18 protein-coding genes and 2 pseudogenes are annotated in these 18,921 nt (G+C 71.5%); 8 read left to right on the plus strand and 12 right to left on the minus strand.

From position 1 onward, the window contains the following. The first annotated feature begins 42 nt into the window (after positions 1-42). Entirely contained in the window at positions 43-573 is a 531-nt protein-coding gene (locus tag ACFU95_RS10905; protein WP_383824878.1) for a gamma carbonic anhydrase family protein, read from the plus strand. Between the two features lie 93 nt (positions 574-666). Here ACFU95_RS10905 and ACFU95_RS10910 read toward each other — a convergent pair whose 3' ends face one another. The 4 genes and pseudogenes from ACFU95_RS10910 to ACFU95_RS10925 form a co-directional block, all read right to left on the minus strand. Then, complete coding sequence (locus ACFU95_RS10910; RefSeq protein ID WP_383824881.1) at positions 667-1,311, minus strand: DedA family protein; 645 nt, start codon at positions 1,309-1,311, stop codon at positions 667-669. Positions 1,312-1,383: 72 nt separating this feature from the next. Further along, positions 1,384-2,079: a carboxylesterase family protein gene (locus ACFU95_RS10915; protein WP_383825013.1), complete on the minus strand. Its 696-nt coding sequence runs from the start codon at positions 2,077-2,079 to the stop codon at positions 1,384-1,386. Then, positions 2,001-2,834 (minus strand): annotated as a pseudogene (locus ACFU95_RS10920) (carboxylesterase family protein); the annotation flags it as partial. The pseudogene ACFU95_RS10920 and the gene ACFU95_RS10915, both read right to left, overlap by 79 nt. A 245-nt stretch (positions 2,835-3,079) precedes the next feature. Next, positions 3,080-4,780, minus strand: a complete 1,701-nt coding sequence (locus tag ACFU95_RS10925; RefSeq protein WP_383825016.1) for an RICIN domain-containing protein — start codon at positions 4,778-4,780, stop codon at positions 3,080-3,082. Positions 4,781-5,269: 489 nt separating this feature from the next. On the opposite strand from ACFU95_RS10925, the pseudogene galU reads away from it, so the two are divergent. Beyond that, positions 5,270-6,231 (plus strand): annotated as a pseudogene (galU, locus tag ACFU95_RS10930) (UTP--glucose-1-phosphate uridylyltransferase GalU). 82 nt (positions 6,232-6,313) lie between these two features. On the opposite strand, the gene ACFU95_RS10935 reads toward galU, so the two are convergent. From ACFU95_RS10935 to ACFU95_RS10950, 4 genes are all read right to left on the minus strand, one after another. After that, entirely contained in the window at positions 6,314-6,751 is a 438-nt protein-coding gene (locus ACFU95_RS10935) for a DUF4442 domain-containing protein (protein ID WP_383825018.1), read from the minus strand. Between the two features lie 208 nt (positions 6,752-6,959). After that, a complete protein-coding gene (locus tag ACFU95_RS10940; RefSeq protein ID WP_383824884.1) occupies positions 6,960-7,805 on the minus strand; it encodes a spermidine synthase in 846 nt (281 codons plus the stop codon). A 151-nt stretch (positions 7,806-7,956) separates the two neighbouring features. After that, complete coding sequence (tuf, locus tag ACFU95_RS10945; RefSeq protein WP_383824886.1) at positions 7,957-9,138, minus strand: elongation factor Tu; 1,182 nt, start codon at positions 9,136-9,138, stop codon at positions 7,957-7,959. Between the two features lie 285 nt (positions 9,139-9,423). Continuing rightward, positions 9,424-10,146, minus strand: a complete 723-nt coding sequence (locus ACFU95_RS10950) for a DNA alkylation repair protein (RefSeq protein ID WP_383824889.1) — start codon at positions 10,144-10,146, stop codon at positions 9,424-9,426. A 49-nt stretch (positions 10,147-10,195) separates the two neighbouring features. Between ACFU95_RS10950 and ACFU95_RS10955 the strand changes: the two genes are divergently transcribed. Further along, positions 10,196-10,990 carry a TVP38/TMEM64 family protein gene (locus tag ACFU95_RS10955; protein WP_383824892.1) on the plus strand — a complete coding sequence of 265 codons (795 nt, stop codon included), beginning with the start codon at positions 10,196-10,198 and terminating at the stop codon, positions 10,988-10,990. Positions 10,991-11,020: 30 nt separating this feature from the next. On the opposite strand, the gene ACFU95_RS10960 is transcribed toward ACFU95_RS10955, so the two are convergent. Then, the gene (locus tag ACFU95_RS10960; RefSeq protein ID WP_383824895.1) at positions 11,021-12,190 is read right to left on the minus strand and encodes a thiolase family protein; all 1,170 of its coding nucleotides are present in this window, start codon (positions 12,188-12,190) and stop codon (positions 11,021-11,023) included. Positions 12,191-12,306: 116 nt separating this feature from the next. Here ACFU95_RS10960 and ACFU95_RS10965 point away from each other — a divergent pair, with 116 nt between their 5' ends. Beyond that, positions 12,307-12,777 carry a winged helix-turn-helix transcriptional regulator gene (locus ACFU95_RS10965; RefSeq protein WP_383824900.1) on the plus strand — a complete coding sequence of 157 codons (471 nt, stop codon included), beginning with the start codon at positions 12,307-12,309 and terminating at the stop codon, positions 12,775-12,777. Positions 12,778-12,826: 49 nt separating this feature from the next. Here the strand turns inward: ACFU95_RS10965 and ACFU95_RS10970 are convergent, their stop codons facing one another. Further along, the gene (locus ACFU95_RS10970; protein ID WP_383824903.1) at positions 12,827-13,753 is read right to left on the minus strand and encodes a PmoA family protein; all 927 of its coding nucleotides are present in this window, start codon (positions 13,751-13,753) and stop codon (positions 12,827-12,829) included. Then, positions 13,750-15,003, minus strand: coding sequence for a Gfo/Idh/MocA family protein (locus ACFU95_RS10975; protein WP_383824906.1), 1,254 nt, complete (start codon positions 15,001-15,003; stop codon positions 13,750-13,752). Before ACFU95_RS10975 ends, ACFU95_RS10970 begins: the two co-directional genes overlap by 4 nt. A 284-nt stretch (positions 15,004-15,287) precedes the next feature. On the opposite strand from ACFU95_RS10975, the gene ACFU95_RS10980 reads away from it, so the two are divergent. The 3 genes from ACFU95_RS10980 (at position 15,288) to ACFU95_RS10990 (ending at position 17,132) form a co-directional block, all read left to right on the plus strand. After that, on the plus strand, positions 15,288-16,163 hold the full coding sequence (locus ACFU95_RS10980; RefSeq protein ID WP_383824908.1) for an undecaprenyl-diphosphate phosphatase: 876 nt from the start codon (positions 15,288-15,290) through the stop codon (positions 16,161-16,163). 154 nt (positions 16,164-16,317) lie between these two features. Then, positions 16,318-16,497, plus strand: coding sequence for a hypothetical protein (locus ACFU95_RS10985; RefSeq protein WP_383824910.1), 180 nt, complete (start codon positions 16,318-16,320; stop codon positions 16,495-16,497). Between the two features lie 50 nt (positions 16,498-16,547). Beyond that, positions 16,548-17,132: a chloramphenicol phosphotransferase CPT family protein gene (locus ACFU95_RS10990; RefSeq protein WP_383824913.1), complete on the plus strand. Its 585-nt coding sequence runs from the start codon at positions 16,548-16,550 to the stop codon at positions 17,130-17,132. Here the strand turns inward: ACFU95_RS10990 and ACFU95_RS10995 are convergent, their stop codons facing one another. After that, positions 17,133-18,266: a hypothetical protein gene (locus ACFU95_RS10995; RefSeq protein ID WP_383824916.1), complete on the minus strand. Its 1,134-nt coding sequence runs from the start codon at positions 18,264-18,266 to the stop codon at positions 17,133-17,135. Between the two features lie 153 nt (positions 18,267-18,419). On the opposite strand from ACFU95_RS10995, the gene ACFU95_RS11000 reads away from it, so the two are divergent. After that, the gene (locus ACFU95_RS11000) at positions 18,420-18,914 is read left to right on the plus strand and encodes a nuclear transport factor 2 family protein (protein ID WP_383824919.1); all 495 of its coding nucleotides are present in this window, start codon (positions 18,420-18,422) and stop codon (positions 18,912-18,914) included. Positions 18,915-18,921: the final 7 nt, after the last annotated feature.

Genomic DNA, 18,921 nt, shown 5'->3' on the forward strand with positions numbered 1-18,921 from the left:
ACGGTGCGCAGTGTCTACGACGTTTGCGGCGAGGAGAGGGCGATGACGCACAAGGCGCTGGTCATGGGTATCGGGGGCCGGGAACCGAAGATCGACGAGGCCGCGTTCGTGGCGCCGACCTCGTCCGTGATCGGTGACGTGACGCTGGCCGCGGGGGCCAGTGTCTGGTACGGCGCGGTGGCGCGCGGAGACGTGGAACGGATCTCCGTCGGGGCCCACTCCAATGTTCAGGACAACTGCACGCTGCACGCCGACCCGGGGTTTCCCGTGACCATCGGGGAGAGGGTGTCGGTCGGCCACAACGCCGTGGTGCACGGGGCGACCGTTGAGGACGACTGTCTGATCGGGATGGGCGCGACCGTGCTGAACGGTGCGGTGATCGGGGCGGGGTCGCTCGTGGCCGCGCAGGCGTTGGTCCCGCAGGGGATGCGGGTGCCGCCCGGGTCGCTGGTGGCGGGGGTGCCCGCGAAGGTCAAGCGGGAGCTGACGGAGGAGGAACGTCAGGGCGTCACCCTGAACGGAACGATGTACGCCGAGTTGGCGAAGGCTCACCGGGAGGTGCAGGGGGCGTAGGGAAGTGCGCGGTCCGCGGATGCGTCGTGGCCGGTCGCGCCCGCGCGGCGGAGCCTCCCACAGATACAGCCCCGCGCCCCTCAAGGGGCGTCTTCAGTCGCCGGCGGCCACTGGCGCCGGTTCCGCAGGGGCCGTCTGGGCCTTCGTCGCCTTGCGCTTGATGATCAGCATCGACGTCAGGCCGATCAGGACCGCTGCCACCAGGCCCAGCCATGAGAAGCGCTTCAGCCAGGACTCGGCGACCACGCCCACGTAGTAGATGACCGCGGTCGTGCCGCCCGCCCAGAGGATGCCGCCGAAGACGTTGGCGATCAGGAACTTCCAGTACGGCATCCGCAGGACGCCCGCGAGGGGGCCGGCGAAGATGCGCAGGAGGGCGACGAAGCGGCCGAAGAAGACGGCCCACATGCCCCACTTCTCGAAGGACCGCTCGGCGGTGGCGATGTGCCCCTCGCTGAAGTGCTTGGGGAATTTCCCGCCCAGCCAGGCCAGGAGTGGGCGGCCGCCCTTGCGGCCGATGGCGTAGCCGATGGAGTCACCGATGATCGCGCCCGCGCTGGCGCAGGCGCCGAGCACGAAGGGGTCGATGTCACCGTGCTGTGAGGCGAGCAGCGCCGAGGAGACCAGGATGATCTCGCCGGGCAGCGGAATGCCCAGGCTCTCCAGACCGATGACGAGGCCCACCAGCAGATAGATGGCGAGCGGGGGCACCGTTTCGAGCCATTCCTGGACGTGCAACGCCGCTTCCTCTCATGTACTGCGCCCTGTGTTCCCGGCGTACGCCCGGCCGCGGGCGTACGCCGGGGCAGCCTACCCGTTCTGTGTGACGGTCTCGGCGTCCCACAGGTTGCACCGGTGCTCACGGTGCGCGGTGGTACTCAGCACATTGCCGTCGGCGGACGCGGTGCGCAGGGTCAGTACCGTCCCGGTCCGGGCGGGCATCGTGGGCTGTCCCACGGCGCTCGGCACACCGTCCCGGACGAAGGAGCCCCAGTACCGGGTCATCTGCCGTGCCAGCGTCCGCTGCTCGGTGTTGAGCGGCGACTCTAGGCCGAAGTGCTTGAACAGGTACTGAAGCTCGTTGACGTGGGTGGCGCCGAAGTCGAAGTCCGTGCCGAGGTCGCGCAGGGAGGCGAAGGGCGGGGAGGTGCGGTCGGCGAACTCGTACGCGTAGACCTGGCCGCGTCCGCGAGCGTGCCGTCGAGGCGGAGCGCCGAGCAGGCGAACATCTCGTCGCCCTGGGCGGTGGCGTAGGCGAGGGTCGGGGACAGGTAAGCCGAGAGGGGGTAGCGCGCGAGGGCCTCGTCGCCGTAGTCGGCCCGCATGACGGCCGGGTACTGGTCGGCGGTGAGCGGCGTGCCGTTCAGGTCGAAGCGGCTGAAGGCGAACAGTCGGCCCTCGTCCTGGTTCGCCCCGTTCATGACCGGCACCCCGGCGGCGGCCCCGCGCTCGAACGCCTCCTGCGGCTGCCTCGGCAGGAAGGCGCCGCCGACCACCGGCGCCCAGTCGAAGCCGTTCTGCGCGGCCAGGATCTCGGCGGCCGGCTTGGCGCGCAGACAGGCCAGGCCGGTGCAGCCGAGTCGCTTCGCGAAGGCGGCGCCCTGGGACACGGCCGTCCGGTGCGGACGCGCACCGCATTCGCCGTACGCCCCGCTCTGGATGATCCCCGCCCTGAAGAGGCCCTTCGCCGACGGCGAGGCCAGCTGGGTGCAGACCGAGCGACCGCCCGCCGACTCGCCCGCGACGGTCACGCGGCCCGGGTCGCCTCCGAAGCGGCCGATGTTGGCCCGGACCCAGCGCAGCGCGGCCTGCTGGTCGAGCATGCCGAAGTTGCCTGAGACCCCGTCGCGCGCCTCGTCGTCGAGGCCGGCCGTGGCGAGGAAGCCCATCGCCCCGAGGCGGTAGTTGACGGTGACGACGACGGTGCCGGTCTGCCGGGCGAAGGTGTCGGGGACGACGTCCTGGCCGGCCCCGCCGGTGAGTCCTCCCCCGTGGAACCAGACCAGGACCGCACGACGGGCGGCCCCCGCGGGGGCGTACACATTGAGGTCGAGACATTCCTCGGTGTGGCTGGGCCGCTCGTAGCCGGGGTCCCAACTCGCCCCCTGCACGCACTTGTTGCCGAAGTCCCCCGCCGCGCACACTCCTTGCCAGGGCCGGACGGGCCGCGGCTCCCTCCAGCGGAGCTGTCCGACGGGCGGCTCGGCGTAGGGGATGCCGAGGAACTGGCGTCCCTCGGCGGTGTTTCCCCCCGGACTCAGCCCGCGGCGGTGCGGACGACGGGGTCGTCGGCGGCCTGGGCGGGCACGGGGGTGACGAGCGCGGCCGCGAGGGCCATCAGTGCGACGGTCGTACGACGGATCACGGGTCCACCTTCGCGTTCGTGAGCTGGGACACCACTGGCGCGGCGGGAAAACTATGAACCAGGGTGACTCGTGTCAATGACGTGAACGAGAAACGGCCGAATGACGTCAGACGTCGATCAGAAGTCGAAAGGGCCGAAGGGTCACCCCGACGGGATGGCCCCTGACTCGTGGCGAACGGAGTCGAGCTTGGTCGTGGCGGTGCCGACGGCCGTGGCCACGGGGGCCGGTACCTCGGCCGGGAGAGCCACCACGGCAGGGGCGGCGGGCTCGGCCCCGTCACCGGGTTCGTCCTGGACGTACCGCGTCTCGTACGACGGCTGAGGATCCTCCTCCGGCACGGCCGGCCCGCCCTGCGGCGGTTCGGGGACGGCGCCGTCCGGCGACTCGCGCTCGGGCGCGGCGCCCTTCTCACCGTCCGGCTTCTCCCGCTGGAGCCCTTCGTCGGGTCTGTCGTCGGGTCTGTCCTCGCGTACCTCCGCGAGCCCGCCGTCGAGCATCCAGCGCTGAGCCTTTGACCCGTCCCGCTCGTCGAGCACCACGCTCACGCCCTTGCCGGACGCGACCGCCAGCCCCTCGGAGCGGCGGGGCAGGAGCTCGCCGTGGACGGTGAGGTCGTAGCGCACCTCCCCGGCGTGCGCGAGGCAGCTCGCCAGGACGACCGTGCCCTCGTCGGGGTCGGAGTCAAGGCACAGGGTGGGGTCGGCAGCGCTGCGCAGCAGACCGTTGTCCCGGTACGACCACTGCTGGGACACGACGGACGAGCACTGCGCCAGCTCGGCCCGGGCGCCGGTGCGGACCTCGCCGTCGCGCAGGTCCAGGCACAGGCCGCGGTCGAGGTTGCGGAGCCTGCCCTGGGCGATCTCGACGGGCTCCTCGGCCGAGGCGGCCGACGGGGATCCGCCGGAGGGCGGCGGGGAAGCGGCGCCCGGGTGGACGGTCCTGCCGCTGGGCGCGCCCCATGTGGCGTGCGGGCCGGGTACGCCGTTCTCCTCGGTCCAGCCCTTGGCGGTGAGGACCGTCACGAGCAGGGCGAGCGAGGTGACGCCGACTCCCACGGCGACGGCCTTCGCGCGTGCGCGCGGTGGGTCGAGCCGCTCCGGGCGGTGCCGTCCGCCGCGTCGCCGGCGGTCGCAGGGCGTCGCTGCGGAGCCACCCCGTCCGGGCCGGGAGTCGAGATAGCGCCGGGCGCCCCAGCCGAGCACGGTTTCGGCGAGCAGGACGCCCAAGCCGCCCTCGAAATGGCTGAGCTGCTCGGCGGCGTGACGGCAGTAGCGGCACTCCGCCAGATGCTGTTGGACATCGGGCAGCAGGGCACCGCCCCGGCGCATGGGGACATCGAGGAGGCGGTTGTAGTAGCGGCATTCCCGGGTGGGCGCGAGTTCGCGGTGGGCGCGGACGCAGCCCGTCCGGAATTGCTCGCGCACCCCCTCCAGCGCCGCCGACGCGGTGGCCGCATCCACCCCCAGCAGACCGGCGGGTATGGTTATCAGTTCGGCTTCGACCTCGGCGTGCCAGAGGATGCATTGCGAGGCCCCCGGCAGCGCCAGGAATGCGCGCTCGGCGATTTGCCGCCTTTCGGGCGTCACGGATCGTGCGGCGCGCAGCCCGCGCCCGCCCGTCGGTTTGCCGAGTTCCGGCAGGAGGGCGGAAATACCGCCGTCGGCCGCCCACTCCTTCACCAGATCCCGTACGGCCGTGAGCAGCTGAGGGCGCAGCGCGCCGCCGGCGGGCCGGCCGAGCACGCGATGGAACGCCGCGGCGGCCACCATGGCGGCCGAACTCGCCGTGGACACCAGGCAGATGGCCGCGTAGTCGTGGGTGGCACGCCAGTGCCGCGCCATCAGCAGGGCGACGGCATGCGCGTTCGCTTCGGCTTCGCCCAGGCTCGCGACGAGATCGCGGTCGGACTCTCCGGGGCTCACCCCGGGCCGTGGCGGGTACGGCGGTCGTGGGGGGTAAGGGGATTGCACTGAACCATTTCCTTCCCAGCCGCAGGACGGCAAGGGGAATGCGCGTCCATCGGAAAGCAGGTGCTTGATTGGTGCGTACCTAGGCCGCGTCGGATGTGGACCGGCTATCGGGTCGCTCACTTTCGCACAAGCAACGCACAGGAAACAAGAAGTTCGAGTGACCGACGTTCAAAAAGCAAGAAATTCAGAAAAGTTACCGCCGGTATCCGCACCCACATTCGAAATCGCCGCCGCTGCCGGCGTCAAGTTGTGTGCAGGCAAGGAGCGCTGGTCCACGGAATCTTCAATTCCGCATGCCGCACAGCAAGCTCCGAGGTTTCTCTCGGCGGGCTCTCATCCCCGTGTTCCACCATGAGCCGCATGATCGTCCCCCACACGACACCCCCGTCCGAGCCCACTCCCGAACAAATCCGCACCGTCCGCAAGGCGGTCGTCCCGGCGGCGGGACTCGGCACGCGCTTCCTGCCCGCGACCAAGGCGACCCCCAAGGAGATGCTGCCGGTCGTCGACAAGCCGGCCATCCAGTACGTCTCGTGGAGGAGGCCGCGGCGGCCGGTCTCGACGACGTACTGATGATCACCGGCCGGCACAAGCGGGCCATCGAGGACCACTTCGACCACGCCTTCGCGCTGGAGCAGGCACTCGCGGCCAAGGGCGACACCGTACGGCTGGACGCGGTGCGCGACCCGGCCCGGCTCGCCGACATCCACCACATCCGCCAGGGCGATCCCCTCGGTCTCGGTCACGCGGTGCTGTGCGCCCGCCAGCACGTCGGCGACCAGCCGTTCGCCGTCCTCCTGGGCGACGACCTCATCGACCCGCGCGAGACCCTGCTCAGCCGGATGCTGGAGGCCCGCGACCGTTACGAGGGCAGTGTGGTCGCCCTCATGGAGGTCCCGCCCGAGCAGATCCACCTCTATGGCTGCGCGGCCGTCGAACCGTCGGGTGAGGACGGCGTCGTCCGCGTCACGGGCCTGGTGGAGAAGCCGTCGCGCGAGGACGCGCCGAGCCACTACGCGGTCATCGGCCGCTACGTCCTCGACCCGGCCGTGTTCGGCGTCCTGGACCGCACCCCGCCAGGGCGCGGCGGCGAGATCCAGCTGACCGACGCCCTACAGGAGCTCGCGGCGGGCGGGACGGTCCACGGAGTCGTGTTCGACGGCCTGCGCTACGACACCGGCGACAAGGCGGACTACCTGCGCACGGTGGTTCGGCTGGCGTGCGACCGGGCGGACCTGGGGCCGGAGTTCGTGGCCTGGCTGAAGGAGTTCGTGGCGCGCCTGGAGGACACCGGGGCGAGCAGGGGCCGACTCGCGGCCTGAGTGCCGGGCCGCCCGGAGGTGCGCCGGGTGAAAGGGGACAGGGGCCCGTCCAGGGCCCCTGCTCGCCACCGCGCCGTAGGGCTCAGCCGTTCGGCCGCAGGGTCCAGACGACGGTCATCTCCCCGGTGACGGCCCCGTCACCGCGCTGGATCTCGATGGCCACCGGGAACTCGGGGCGCTCCCCCGCGTCCAGCTGGGCGACGACCTCGGCGGCCGGGCGGCCCAGCGTCGCGGTGGCCGTGACGACGCCCATGGCGAGCTTCTTGTAGGAGATCTCGGCACTCACGGCGAGCGGCACGGCACGCGAGAGCTGGTCGCCGAACGCGGCCAGCACGATCGCCCCGCTGGCGGACTCCCCGAGCGTGAACATGGCGCCGGCGTGCGGTCCGCCCACGTGGTTGTGGTACTCGCTCTGGTCGGGCAGAGCCACCACGGCCTTCTCCGGCGTGGTCTCCAGGAACTGGAGGTTCAGGGTCCGGGCCATCGGCACGGTGGCGGCGAGCATCTCGCCGATCGACATCTGGTCTGCGCTCATGGCCGCCATGTTACCCATGAGTAGGAACCGGGAACAGGGTGCTGCGATGTGACGAGCGTCGTACCGGCGAAAGCTCCGCCCGGAGCCCGCCCCAGGCCCGTCCGCGGCCCGCCCGAAGCCCAGCCGCAGCCCACCCGAGGACCGACCGCCACGGCGCCGTACCCAGCGCGTGACCGCCGGTGCCCGACGTGACTCAGCCGATGCCGAAAGCCCCGTCGGGGGGCTCGGGAGACGGCACTGCGTCCTCGTCCCGCACCGGCCGCGCCCCGCCGATGAACTGCCGCAGGGCGAGCCCGTGTTCGACCCGGGCCGGGAAGGCGTCGGAGGCGGTGAGCCGGGCGAGGGCCACCGTGTCGAGGGGCCGGTGCGAGGCGACGAGCACCGCGTTGCCGAACCGCCGGCCGCGCAGCACACCCGGCTCGGCGATCAGCACCAGCTCCTCGAACAGCGTGGCGTAGGTGGCGAGTTGGGAGCGCAGGAAGGCGAACGGCGCGGCATCGGCGAGGTTGGCCAGATAGACGCCGCTCCCCCGCAGCACCCGCTCGGCCTCTCGGGCGTACGCGACCGACGTCAGGTGCGCCGGCACCCGTGAGCCGCCGAAGACATCGGCGACCAGCACGTCCGCGGAGTCGTCCGGGGCCGTCTCCAGCCAGGCACGCGCGTCCCCGGCGTGCAGCCGGATGCCGGCCCCGTCCGGAACCGGCAGATGCTCCACGACCAGCTCCATCAGTCCACCGTCGGCCTCGACGACATCCTGCCGCGAGCCGGGCCGGGACGCGGCCAGATAGCGGGGCAGCGTGAGCGCCCCACCTCCGAGGTGCAGCACGTCCAGCGCCCGCCCCGCCTCGGCGACGGTGTCCAGGACATGGCCGAGGCGGCGCGCGTACTCGAACTCCAGGTGCTCCGGCTCGTCCAGATCGACATACGACTGGGGAGCCCCGTCGACGGTGAGCAGCCAGGCCCGCTTCCGATCGACGTCGGGCATCAGCTTGGCGGTGCCGTGGTCGACGGACCGGGTGACGGGTATGGGCTCGTTCACCTCCTCATTGTGCCGGTGGATTTCCGGCACGGGGCACGGGGAGGCACGGGGAGCACCCCTTCAGGGGCGCGGGGCTGTGTCGATATGCGGCTCCGCCGCACGGGCGCGACCAGCCGCGACAGCCCCGCAGTCCCCCACTCCGCGACCACCCTCACTCGACGGCTGTCACGGTCCCCGCCCCGACGGTCCGTCCACCCTCACGAATGGCGAAACCGAGACCAGGCTCCAAAGGCACCTCACGCCCCAGCTCAACGGTCATCGTGACCGTCTCCCCGGGCCGCGCGACACCTGCCTCCCCCAGGTCGACGTCCCCCACCACATCCGCCGTACGAATGTAGAACTGAGGCCGGTACCCACTGGAAACCGGCGTCGAGCGACCGCCCTCACGCGTCGACAGCACATACACCTGCGCGGAGAAACGACTCCGCGGCACGACACTCCCCGGCGCCGAGACCACATGCCCCCGCCGGACGGCGTCCCGCGGAACCCCGCGCAGCAACAGCGCCACGTTGTCCCCGGCCTGCGCCTCGTCCATCGGCTTGCCGAACGTCTCCAGGCCGGTGACCACGCTCTCCAGCCCGGCGCCGAGCACTTCGACCCGGTCGCCCACCCGCACGGTGCCGCGCTCGACCGCCCCGGTGACGACGGTCCCCCGGCCGGTGATGGTGAGCACGTTCTCGACGGGCAGCAGGAAGGGCGCGTCCACATACCGCTCCGGCATCGGCACGTACGTGTCCACCGCGTCGAGCAGCGCCTCGACGGCCGCCGTCCACTTCGGGTCCCCTTCCAGGGCCTTCAGCCCCGACACCCGTACGACGGGCGCGGCGTCGCCGCCGTATCCGTGCTCGGAGAGCAGGTCGCGGACCTCCAGCTCGACGAGGTCGACGAGCGCGGCATCCTCGCCGTCGTCGACGGCGTCGGCCTTGTTGAGGGCGACGACGATGTGGTCGACGCCCACCTGCCGGGCGAGCAGCACGTGCTCGGCGGTCTGCGGCATGATCCCGTCGAGCGCGGAGACGACGAGGATCGCCCCGTCGAGCTGCGCGGCGCCGGTGACCATGTTCTTGACGTAGTCGGCGTGGCCGGGCATGTCGACGTGCGCGTAGTGGCGGGTGTCGGTCTCGTACTCGACGTGCGCGATGTTGATGGTGATGCCGCGCGCGGCCTCCTCCGGCGCCCGGTCGATGCGGTCGAAGGGCACGAACGTGCCGGACCCGCGCTCGGCGAGGACCTTGGTGATGGCGGCGGTCAACGTGGTCTTGCCGTGGTCGACATGACCCATCGTGCCGATGTTCAGATGTGGCTTGGTGCGCACGTATGCCGTCTTGGACATGGCTGTACCTCGAAGTCTCTGCGTAGGAGAGGAGGACCCCCAAGGACTTGCCGACCCTCCCCCTGCGGGGTCCGCCGGACTGTCCGGGGAGGGTCAGCTTCGGGCGCCGTCGACGGCAGCCAGGAAGACGAGAACGGCAGCCTTCGGGGCATCCGCGACCGCGGATGCTGCGAAGAGGAAGGCGTGCCGGAACATGACGTCGATCATCGTCGACACCGCGCCCGGCGTCGAATGGTTTTCCGCTGATGGGGAGTTCGCGGCCTGCGTCCCTCCCTCGCGACGGTCCTACGCCCCGATGTTCTTCAGCGCCTCCCGCACCGACAGCGGAGCGAACCGCCCCCGCTCCCGTGCCAGGAAGTCCCGTACGGCGTCCGGGTCGGTCTTGGCGTACTCGCGCAGGCACCAGCCGATCGCCTTGCGGACGAAGAAGTCGGTGTGCCCGGACTGGCGCAGGCAGTAGGCGAAGAGTCGCCGGGTGTCGGTGTGTTCCTTGTAACGGAGCTGGTGGAGCAGGGCGGTGCGGGCGACCCACAGGTCGCCGTCGACGATCCAGGCGTCCATGTCCGCGGTGAGCTTCGGATCGGCCGCGACGAGCCCGCCGACGACATGCGCGGCGAGCGCGTCGACGGTGTCCCACCAGGGGACGGTGGTGACGAGGTGCCGGGCCACCGGAAGGAAGCCGGAGGAGCAGCGCCCCACGTGCCGGCGCAGGTAGTCGACGGCGAAGTAGTGGTACTCGCGCTCGGGCAGCCGCCAGCAGCGCAGGGCGATGGCGGTGCAGTCGGCCTCGTCGGGGCGCGGTGTGCCCTGAAGGACGGTGCGCGACAGGGCTCGGCGCTCGGGCGTGGGGACGCCGAGGAAGGGGGCGACGTCCTTCATGTACGCCCCGGCGGTGGCGGCCCGCTCGGGGTCCGCGGCGGCGGCGTACGTGGCGGTGAGCCGCTCCAGGACCGTGTCGGCCAGATCACTGCGCGGAACTTCTGTTGTTCCCGCACCTGTGACGCTCATGAGACGAACCATACGGCGATCACACATCTTTGTCGGTTACTGTCGCCGGATGCTCGACGATGCCACCACCCGCTCTGGGGGCACCGCCACCGCCCCTCCCCGGCCCGCCGCCACGGGGCTCGCCGTCCCCGCGCCCGTACCTGTCCCGGTCCCCGTCGCGGGGCCCGTGGGTTTCGCAGCGCGCTGCACGAGAACGCTGCTCTCGCCGTGGTCGCGACTGTCCCTGCTCGTGCTCCTGCTCGCGGCGGCCGCGTCGTCCGTGCTGCTCTTCGAGCCGCAGAAGCTCCTGGCGAACGGCTGGCCGCCGCAGATCGAGGGCTCGGCCGCGGTGGTGCTGTTCGCGGTGGCGTACGGCCTGGTCACGGTGGCATTCGTGCCGCGGCCGCTGCTGAACCTCGCGGCGGGCGCGCTCTTCGGCTCCGAGTGGGGCATCGGCGCGGCCCTGGCGGGCACGGTGCTGGGCGCGGGCATCGCCTTCGGGCTGGGCCGGCTGCTGGGCCAGGAGGCGCTGCGCCCGTTGCTGCGCGGCCGGTGGCTGAAGGCTGCGGACGGCCAGTTCAGCAAGCACGGTTTCCGCTCGATGCTGGCGGTGCGGCTGTTCCCCGGTGTGCCGTTCTGGGCCGCGAACTACGCCGCCGCCGTCTCGCGGATGGGCTACGTCCCGTTCCTGCTGGCGACGGCGCTCGGGTCGATCCCGAACACCGCGGCGTACGTGGTCGCCGGCGCCCGTGCCTCCACGCCGACCTCGCCCGCGTTCCTGATCGCGCTGGCCTGTATCGCCGTACCGGCACTGGCCGGCGTGGTGGTGGCCTGGCGCAAACGCCACCACCTGCGCGGCCGCTGAGCCGCCCCGCCGCCCGCGGACCGGATCCGGCTACACCGTCTCCAGGATCATCGCGTTGGCGAGGCCGCCCGCCTCGCACATCGTCTGGAGCGCGTAGCGGGCGCCGCGCTCGCGCATCGCGTGCACCAGGGTGGTCGTGAGCCGGGTGCCGCTGGCGCCGAGCGGGTGGCCTATCGCGATCGCCCCGCCGTGCACGTTGACCTTGGCCAGGTCGGCGCCGGTCTCCTGCTGCCAGGCCAGGACCACGCTGGAGAATGCCTCGTTGACCTCGAAGAGGTCGATGTCGCCGAGGGCCAGGCCCGCCCGGCGCAGCACCTTCTCCGTCGCCGGGATCACCCCGGTGAGCATGAGGACCGGGTCGGATCCGGTGACCGCGAAGCTGTGCAGCCGGGCCAAGGGGCGCAGGCCGAGGCGGGCGGCGGTCTCGGAGGAGGTGACGAGGACGGCGGAGGCGCCGTCGTTGACGGGGCTGGCGTTGCCCGCGGTGACGTTCCACTCGATCTGCGGGAAGCGCTCGGCGAACACCGGGTCGTGGTAGGCGGGCCTGAGGCCGGCGAGCACCTCGGGTGTGCTGCCCGGCCGTACGCACTCGTCGCGGGAGACCCCGTCCAGGGGCGCGACCTCGGTGTCGAAGAGGCCCTTGTCCCAGGCCGCGGCCGCCTTTTGGTGCGAGGAGACGGCGAACGCGTCCATCTGCTCGCGGGTGATCGACCACTTGGCGGCGATGAGCTCGGCGCTGATGCCCTGCGGGACGAGCCCCTCCGGGTAGCGCTCGGCGATGCCGGGCCCGAAGGGGTCCTTGCCGGGCGGCACGTTCGACCACATCGGCACCCGGCTCATCGACTCGACGCCACAGGCGACGGCCAGGTCGTACGCGCCCGAGATGACGCCCTGGGCGGCGAAGTGCACGGCCTGCTGGGAGGAGCCGCACTGGCGGTCCACGGTGGTCGCCGGGACCGTCTCCGGGAAGCCCGCTGACAGGGCGGCGTAGCGGGTGGTGTTCATGGCCTGCTCGCCGACCTGGTCGACGGTGCCGCCGATGACGTCGTCGATCAGGGCCGGGTCGACGCCCGAGCGCTCGACGAGGGTGCGCAGGGTGTGGGCGAGGAGCTCGACGGGGTGGACGTGGGCCAGGGAGCCGTTCGGCTTGCCCTTCCCCACGGGCGTGCGTACGGCTTCGACGATGACTGCGTCACGCATGGTGCGGGCCTCCCGATTACTGATGAGTAGGAAATCCAAACTCACCATAGCCTCGCGGGTTGGAAAATCAAACCCATCAGGTTGGAAAGTTGAACCCGCCGCCTAGACTGAGCGCCATGGCCGCCACCAAAGACCCGCGCCCCTGTTCCATCGCCGACGCCCTGGCGCTCGTCGGCGAGAAGTACTCGCTGCTCGTCCTGCGCGAGGTGTGCCTCGGCAACGGCCGCTTCGACCAGCTCGTGCGCAACATCGGCGCCCCGCGCGACATCCTGGCCACCCGGCTGCGCCGCCTCGTCGACGCCGGCATCCTCACCAAGCGCGCCTACAGCGAACGTCCGCAGCGCTTCGAGTACCGGCCGACGCGGGCGGGACTGGAGCTGGAGCCGGTCCTGATGACCCTCATGGCATGGGGCGACCGCCATCTGCGCGAGGACGACGACCGCCCCATGGTGATCGAGCACGTCTGCGGCAACGAACTGGTCCCGGTCGTCACCTGCCGGGCATGCGGCGACCCGGTGCGCCACGAGGACCTGGCGGCACACCCCCAGGCGCCGGGCTGGACGGTGGCGGGACCCTCGGCGGCGTAGACAGTCGGCCGCGCGGGTGGCGCCGAGGCGTCCGCGACCTCCCTGGTGACTACCAGGAATGCGACTCCAGGTACTTGACGACCTCTTCCCGCTCCCACGCCCCGTCGGCCACGACGACCCGGTAGCGGCGGGTGAGGGTGTCGCCGGGCGCCAGTTCCAGCTCGGCGTGGAACGCCCAGGACGGGGCCACGCCCGCGAAGGGCTCGTTGCGTACGAACCAGTGGGCGGGGTGGGCGCCCCGGTCGCCGGCGTGGTCGTTCTCGGGGGCGTGCGCGAAGACGAGGGTCGCGTGGCCGTCGGTGCCGTCGTGCTCGCCCGAGTAGGCCAGCCAGGGCGCCTGTTCGCCCATCAGGCCGGGTCCCTCGGCGTCCGGGGCGATGATCCGGCCGCCCTGGAAGGCGCGCGGACCGCGCCAGAACAGGCCCGTGTAACCGGCCATGCCGCGCCCGGCGGTGGTGGGACTGCCGAACCGCAGCGGCTCGTCACGCCGGTTCGTCACGGCGCTCGTCCAGGTCAGGGCCCATGAGCCGGACTCCGGCTCGATGTCGTGCACCTCGACCCGGCGCCGCTCGTCGGCCCACAGCTCACCGCCGTGGGGATGCCAGGTCAGCCGCTCGGCGATGACGACACGGTCACCGTCCGAGGAGACCTCGTCGAAGCCGACGTGCCGCATCGACCCGACGCGCTCGGGGAGTTCGAGATACCCCTGCCCGTGGACGTAGGAGTTGCCTCCCCACAGGTTGGCCCCGGACAGATGCGAGGCCGTCAGCGACAGGCCCTTGTGCCAGCGGTGGTCGTTGGGCCGGTAGTCGGTGACGACGTCACCGGCGAGGGTCCGCAGCGGGTGGACGTACGGCTTCGGGGCCTCCCAGGCCGCCTCCGGCCGGTAGACGTAGGAGAGCAGTTCGACGCCGGTGGCCGACTCGGTCACGGTGACGCGGTCGCCGTGCGCGTGGACGATACGGAGCCCGGTCACGCGGCGGCTTCCTCACCCGACGCGGCCCGCTCACCCATGACAGGCGCCCAGCCGGGCGCATCCCCGTGCATCGCCGAGTAGAAGGGGTCTCCGGGGCCGATCTCCCCCGCCCGCACCGTCGCGTCCGTGAACGCCGACTTGTACAGCGCGGCGATCAGCTCCAGGCTCGTGCGCCCGTCCGCGCCGCTGCTGCGCGGCCGCTCTCCCGCGCGCATGCTCGCGACCAGTTCCCGCAGCTGCTCCAGATGCGAACTGGGCCGGTCCGCGCCGAAGTCCTGCCAGGCCCCGGCCTCGGCGTCCGGCACGCCCCGGGCCGGTGTGACGCGCCAGTCGTCGTTGCGGTGCCCGTACAGATGGGTGAGTTCGACGGTGGCGCGCTCGCAGTCGATGCGGATGCGGCTGACCTCGTCGGGGCTCAGCACGCTGTTCACGACGGTCGCCATCGCACCGTTCGCGAAGCGGACGAGAGCTGTCGACACGTCCTCCGTCTCGACGTCGTGCACCAGCCGGCCGGCCATGGCGCGCACCTCGCTCCAGGGTCCGAGCAGGTCGAGCAGCAGATCCATCTGATGGATCCCGTGCCCCATCGCGGGGCCGCCGCCCTCGGTCTGCCAGCGGCCGCGCCAGGGCACCGCGTAGTAGGCGGTGTCCCGGTACCAGGTGGTCTGGCAGTGCGCGACGAGCGGGCGTCCCATGGCGCGCTCGGCGAGCAGCCGTCGTACGTGCCGGGTGCCGGAGCCGAAGCGGTGCTGGAAGACGATCGAGGCGTAGGGGCCGCCGTCCCTGCCCTCCTGCGCCTCCACGGCGTCGAAGTCCGCGAGACTCGGCACCGGCGGCTTCTCGCACCACACCCAGGCGCCGGCACGCAGCGCGGCGACGGTCTGGTCGCGGTGCAGGGTGGGCGGCGTGCAGATGACGACCAGGTCGGGGCGCTGCTCACGGAGCATCACGTCGAGATCGGTGTAGGCACGGGGCGCCTCAGCCGCGGCCTCGACCTCAGCCCTGGCCGCGGCCACGGTCGCGGCGGCGACCGTGCAGAAGTCCTCGGCCGACTCCGCGGTGATGTCCACGGCGGCGACGATCTCCGTCTCGCCCTCCTCGGCGAGCCTGGCGAGCGCGGGCAGGTGGGAGTCGCGGGCGATGGCGCCGGTGCCGATCACGGCGACCCTGATGCGGCGGCCGGTCAGCGGGGCCGGGCGGGAAGGGTCGTGCCGCTGGTGCGTCCCTGGAGAGGTCTCGGCTGTGGCCATGGGTGGATCGGACTCCTCCGGGACAACGGGCGACGCCAGGCGGGCGTCGTAGGGACGGGCGACGGAGGCAGCAAGCGCTTTCCGCTCGCTGCAACGTAAGCGGCGGCCCCGCAGCAGGTCAACACCGGTATGGCAGGTGCGGGGCGAGCGCCGGCCGAGCCCCCTGTGCCGGAGCCGTCATCGAGGGGCGCTACGCTGCCCCTCGACCCGCGCGATCTCTGTGCCGCCGACGCGGTGTCCTCCGCCATCCCTTGCCACGATCAGCACTTGGACTCCGTAACTCCATGTCTTGGTTTGAATCGCTCATCCTCGGACTCGTCCAGGGCCTGACCGAGTTCCTCCCCGTGTCCTCGAGCGCGCATCTGCGGCTGACCGCGGCGTTCTCGGGCTGGGAGGACCCGGGCGCGGCCTTCACCGCGATCACCCAGATCGGCACGGAGGCGGCGGTACTGATCTACTTCCGCAAGGACATCGGGCGGATCATCTCGGCGTGGACGCGGTCGCTGGCCAACAAGGAGATGCGGCGGGACCACGACGCCCAGATGGGCTGGCTGGTGATCGTCGGCTCGATCCCGATCGGCGTGCTCGGCCTGACACTGAAGGACCAGATCGAGGGCCCGTTCCGTGACCTGCGCATCACGGCGACCATGCTGATCGTCGTCGGCGTCGTCATCGGCGTCGCCGACCGGCTGGCGGCACGCGACGAGTCGGGGGGCCGGCACCGCGCCGCCAAACAGCGCAAGTCGCTGGAGGATCTGAACGTGAAGGACGGCCTGATCTTCGGCCTGTGCCAGTCCGCGGCGCTCATCCCCGGCGTCTCCCGCTCCGGCGCGACCATCAGCGGCGGCCTCTTCATGGGCTACCAGCGCGAGGCCGCGGCCCGCTACTCCTTCCTGCTCGCGATCCCCGCCGTCCTCGCCTCCGGCCTCTTCGAACTCAAGGACGCGATGGAGAGCGACCACGTCACCTGGGGCCCGACGATCTTCGCGACGGTGATCGCGTTCGTGACCGGTTACGCGGTCATCGCATGGTTCATGAAGTTCATCTCGACCAAGAGCTTCATGCCGTTCGTCTACTACCGCGTCGCCCTCGGCATCGTCATCATCGTGCTGGTGGCGGCGGGCGTCCTGAGCCCGCATGCGGCGGAGTCGGCGGGCTGACGCACCGCGGCGCCCCCTGGGCGGCCACGCCGTGCCCGGCCTGCTGACCGATGAGTCAGTACGCACGCCCCCGCCAATTCCCGTGACCAATCACATACGTTGTGCGTAGCCGTCCGGTAGCGCACTGTCAGTCCTTGCCCCTAGGCTTGTTCGTATGTCCCCCCATTTCTTAGACCCTGGTTCCGTGCGGTCTGCTGCCGAGGTGAACGAGGAAATTCGCGCTCTGTGGCTGCGCGCGGGCGGCTCGCTGTCCGCTCAGGAGCGTGCGGAGTACGAGCTGTTGGTGGTCGAGTGGGCGGCAGCCATCCGCGGTGAGATCATCGAGGCCGCCTGAGGGCAGGACACCCGGACCCGCCCGGGTCCCACGTGCCTAGGATCCGCTCCATGGAGCATCTGGATCACGTACCCGCTCGCCGCGGCCTCGTCATCTTCCTCAACGGCACGTCCAGTTCGGGCAAGTCGAGCATCGCGACCGAGCTGCTGCGGATCCTCGACGAGCCGTATTTCCACCTGCCGGTCGACGCCTTCCACGCGATGCGCTCCCGCACCCCGGTGCCGCCGGACCGGATCGCCACCGTCCTGCACCGCACCTGGCAGGGCTTCCACCGTGCGGCCGCCGGCATGGCCGCGGCCGGCAACAACGTCGTCGTCGACCATGTGCTGAGCGCCGAGTGGCGGCTGAGGGACTGTCTGTCGCTCTTCGTGCCGCAGGACGTCGTTCTCGTCAAGGTGCACTGCTCACCGGAGGAACTGGAGCGCCGGGAGCGCGCGCGGGGTGACCGGCCGCCCGGCCTCGCCGCCGGCCAGCTGGAGCAGGTGCACGCGCACGGCGTCTACGACATGGAGTGCGACACCAGCCGCACCACACCACAGGAATGCGCCCGCCGCATCAAGGACTTCCTGAGGGACCGGCCCGGCCCCACCGCCTTCGAACAGCTGCGGGCCGGGACGGACCGGCGACCGCTCTGATCAGAGCACCGCACGGGCCTTGTGTATGCACCGCAGCGTGCCCTTGTGCGTGACCCACCTGCTCAAGGTGTCCAGCTCCGCCCGGGCCGCCCGGTCCCCGATCAGCCCCAGGGCGACGATGCCCGCCTCCGCCACCTGAGGCGAGCGCGGAGTGTCTCCGGACCGAGGATCCAGGGACGTCTCCACGAGGCCGACGAGAGCGTGGACCGTGTCCGGCAGCGGCGGAAGAAGGGCGAGCATCCAGGCGAGGCCACGCAGCACATGGGAGTTGTACGGGTCGAAGCACGCGTTCACATCGAACGGGAGGTGCGGATGACCGAGGAGCGGGACGGTGCGGGCCCGGTCAGCCGGCTCGATCCACCTCAGCACCGCTCGTCGCGCCGCTTCTGGGCCGATGGCGTCCATCAGAGCCGATCCGGTCCGTCTCCACTTCGCCGAGGGTGCGTGCGCGCCGGCGGGGGCCGCGTGCTCCAACAGCCGCTGCCACGGCTCTCCTTCGGCGGTGGCTTCCTCGAGAGCGGTGTCGGCCCACGGTTCACCGGGATTGAGCAGCGGCCCGGGGAAGCGGGCCAGCAGGTCGCGCATTCCGGGTTCCGCGCCGTTGGCCGCCGCCTGCGTGCGACGCAGACCCGGGAAGTTCACCGCCGCACCGGTGCGCCGGAACGCGGCCAGGACGTCCGCGTCGGGGACACGCCCGGCCGCGAGCTCCGCGTCGGCCAGTTCCCAGATCCGGTGGGTCGACCAGATGAGGTACTGGTCCCGCAACCCGTGGAGCCGCTCCTGGCGTTCGGCAGCCAGCAGGTCCCCGTCGAGCCCCCGGGCGACTCCGCAGGCAACCATGAGCAGTTCGGTGCGCAGGTATCCCGGATCGCGCCTGAACTCCTCGGCCGACCAGTCGTCCTCCACGTGGGCGTACCAACGGGCCCACGCTTCGGCGAGCTCCAGCCGGTACTTGTCGGGCAGCGCCCGCAGGAGCTCCATGTTCTCCGAGCCCACACCCGTCATGGAGCCGTTCGCGCAGGCGGCCCGCATGACGGCGCGGGCGAGCTCTGGCAGATCGCCGCGCTCGGCGAGCGCCCGGTACTGCGCGGCCTGTTCGGTCAGGACCCGGGTGTCCGACATCCATCTGCTCATGGTCGGCAGACTAGAAGGGGTCACTGACATCGAACGCGTACGGCGGCTCGGGACGCCCTCCCGCCGCCGCGAGCGTCCATGGCACCCGGACCTCCGCCGAATATCGCCGCACGCCCCCTTGGCTCCGTGCACCTCATGCCCAACACTGAGCCGATGACGCAGCGTGTGGAGCTCGCCACCCTGAGGGACCGGCTGGCGGTCGACGGAATGATCACCGACTATGCCGTGGCCGTGGACGACGGCGACTGGGAGGCGTACCGGAGCCTGTTCGCCCCCGACGGACGCGCGGACTACCGCTCGGCCGGCGGCATCGAGGGGGACGCCGGGAGCGTCGCCGCGTGGCTCGCGCGGAGCATGCGGCTGTTCTCGATGCGCCAGCACCTGATCGTCAACCGCAGGGTGCGCTTCGGGATCCTGGAGCAGGACATCGGCGACACGGCCAGGGTCCAGGCCGACTACATCAATCCGATGCGGTTCGCCGACAACGGCGAGGGCTCCGCGGGCTCCCTTGCCCCCGATTTCGTGTGCGGCGGCCGGTACGCCTTCGGGCTGCTGCGCACGGACGACGGCTGGCGGCTGCGCGAGGTGGTCGTCCAGGAGAAATGGCGCCGGCTGCCCGAGCGGACCGCTCCTGCGATGATCGACTGAGCGGACG

It is taken from the genome of Streptomyces sp. NPDC057623 (assembly GCF_042800355.1).
Lineage (GTDB): Bacteria > Actinomycetota > Actinomycetes > Streptomycetales > Streptomycetaceae > Streptomyces.

Bases quoted from the DNA above. Each gene is read 5' to 3' on its own strand.
- ACFU95_RS10905 (WP_383824878.1), top strand. From the start codon at position 43: ATGACGCACAAGGCGCTGGTCATGGGTATCGGGGGCCGGGAACCGAAG.
- ACFU95_RS10925 (WP_383825016.1), bottom strand. From the start codon at position 4,780: ATGGCGCGGCACTGGCGTGCCACCCACGACTACGCGGCCATCTGCCTG.
- ACFU95_RS10935 (WP_383825018.1), bottom strand. From the start codon at position 6,751: ATGTCGATCGGCGAGATGCTCGCCGCCACCGTGCCGATGGCCCGGACC.
- tuf (WP_383824886.1), bottom strand. From the start codon at position 9,138: ATGTCCAAGACGGCATACGTGCGCACCAAGCCACATCTGAACATCGGC.
- ACFU95_RS10950 (WP_383824889.1), bottom strand. From the start codon at position 10,146: ATGAGCGTCACAGGTGCGGGAACAACAGAAGTTCCGCGCAGTGATCTG.
- ACFU95_RS10955 (WP_383824892.1), top strand. From the start codon at position 10,196: ATGCTCGACGATGCCACCACCCGCTCTGGGGGCACCGCCACCGCCCCT.
- ACFU95_RS10960 (WP_383824895.1), bottom strand. From the start codon at position 12,190: ATGCGTGACGCAGTCATCGTCGAAGCCGTACGCACGCCCGTGGGGAAG.
- ACFU95_RS10965 (WP_383824900.1), top strand. From the start codon at position 12,307: ATGGCCGCCACCAAAGACCCGCGCCCCTGTTCCATCGCCGACGCCCTG.
- ACFU95_RS10975 (WP_383824906.1), bottom strand. From the start codon at position 15,003: ATGGCCACAGCCGAGACCTCTCCAGGGACGCACCAGCGGCACGACCCT.
- ACFU95_RS10980 (WP_383824908.1), top strand. From the start codon at position 15,288: ATGTCTTGGTTTGAATCGCTCATCCTCGGACTCGTCCAGGGCCTGACC.
- ACFU95_RS10985 (WP_383824910.1), top strand. From the start codon at position 16,318: ATGTCCCCCCATTTCTTAGACCCTGGTTCCGTGCGGTCTGCTGCCGAG.
- ACFU95_RS10990 (WP_383824913.1), top strand. From the start codon at position 16,548: ATGGAGCATCTGGATCACGTACCCGCTCGCCGCGGCCTCGTCATCTTC.
- ACFU95_RS10995 (WP_383824916.1), bottom strand. From the start codon at position 18,266: ATGAGCAGATGGATGTCGGACACCCGGGTCCTGACCGAACAGGCCGCG.
- ACFU95_RS11000 (WP_383824919.1), top strand. From the start codon at position 18,420: ATGACGCAGCGTGTGGAGCTCGCCACCCTGAGGGACCGGCTGGCGGTC.